Origin of the sequence: Odoribacter laneus YIT 12061, from assembly GCF_000243215.1 — a bacterium.
Taxonomy (GTDB): domain Bacteria; phylum Bacteroidota; class Bacteroidia; order Bacteroidales; family Marinifilaceae; genus Culturomica; species Culturomica lanea.
The window spans coordinates 1-1,528 of record NZ_JH594603.1; the positions used below are offsets into that span (position 1 = coordinate 1).

Below are 1,528 nucleotides of genomic sequence, written 5' to 3' on the forward strand. Positions count from 1 at the left end.
TATAGATATTATCGTCTATCAGCGGAAGACCTTCTTCGATATCCTTCTGAATTTTCTCATATACCTCTTTTACTGTCCCTCTTTCGTAGTGGGGGGCTACCGTAGTTTCCGATTTTTCCATATAAGGAATACCCAGATCCGTAGCACTGGTCTGTTCGCTGTAATGTTTACAGAATACATTTACCAGCATAAAATGATGATAAGCACGGGTAAGCAGGGCTTCTCCTTTTTGACCGTTCAGACTTTCAGGACTACCCATTTTTTCAATGGCTTCCAGTGCCTGATTAGCGGTAGCGATTGCATAGTAATAAGTTTCCCACACCCTCTTAGTGGATTCATTACCTGTATCTGTCGGATCCTGCCAGAAATAGAATTCTTCCTGTTTACGGCCGATAGAACTCAAACCCGTTGCTGTACCCCGGTCATCCACATTATCCGACATTGTCTCTGTCGTTAAAGGATACAGGTGAGCAGCATAAGCTGTAACCAAAAGGTCGGTAATCTTTTCCTCAGAATCGAGTTCCGTCCGATTATCAGGCACCGTACTCAGATAATCGTCGCACGAAACACTGCCTAAAGCCAGTGCTGCGGCAAATAGTGATATAATGTGTTTTTTATTCATAGTCATCAATTTTTATAAACCTAACCTTAAAGTGAATGTAAACTGCTTGGGTACAGGAGCGGCAACACCACCGGAACGGAAGAACTCAGGATCCTGACCGTTCAGTTTATCGTCGGCATAGATTAAGAACAGGTTTGTTCCCTGCAATTTCATAGACAGGCTGTTGAAACCGATCTTGGTGATAAGCTTTTTCGGGAAATCATAAGAGAGGGAAATCTCTTTCATCCGGATAAAGCCACCGTCGGCTACACGTACGTCGGAGTTGTTGTAAGCGTTGTAAGCATAAGACAAACTTCCGTTTTTATTGTGCTGACGTTTACTTGAAATCACCGGTACATGGGTATATCTTTCATCTCCCGGGATCATCCAGCGGTTTTTGAATTCCTTCGGCATAGCATCGAGGTCGGAGTATGAGTATTTGAATACCGGATCCAGACGCAGTTTATTTCCGAAAGAGTAGGTCATAAACACATTCAGTTTTAATCCTTTATAAGAGAAGGTATTTCCGAAACTACCGGTAACGGTCGGTTCACTCGGTCCTTCGTATTTCAGGAAGCTGATGTCATTACTTTCCTGGAAATTGATATCGGAAACTGTAATCTCTTTATCTTCATTCAGGAACATAGGCAGACCGTCTTCATTCAATCCCCGGAACGGAATAGAGAACAGACAACGTACAGGATAGCCCTGAAGACCAAAACCACTACCAGTAATCATATCGATAGCCCGTTTACTGCTGTTCATCTTGGTAATTTCATTTTTGGTATAAGAGAAAATGAAATCGGTTGTCCAGCGGAAGTTCTTCAGGTTAATATTGGTAGTAGAAAGGGAAACTTCCACTCCGTGAGCTTTCATTTCAGCTACGTTAGCCATTTTATCTACGACACCGCCAACTCCCATGGTGGT

General features: G+C 42.9%; 1 protein-coding gene and 1 pseudogene. Both read right to left on the bottom strand.

Annotated elements, in window-relative coordinates:
• The coding region (locus tag HMPREF9449_RS15675) for a RagB/SusD family nutrient uptake outer membrane protein (RefSeq protein ID WP_009138243.1) at positions 1-622 on the bottom strand (622 nt) is incomplete at its 3' end.
• Positions 623-634: 12 nt separating this feature from the next.
• A pseudogene (locus HMPREF9449_RS15680) lies at positions 635-1,528 on the bottom strand (SusC/RagA family protein); the annotation flags it as partial.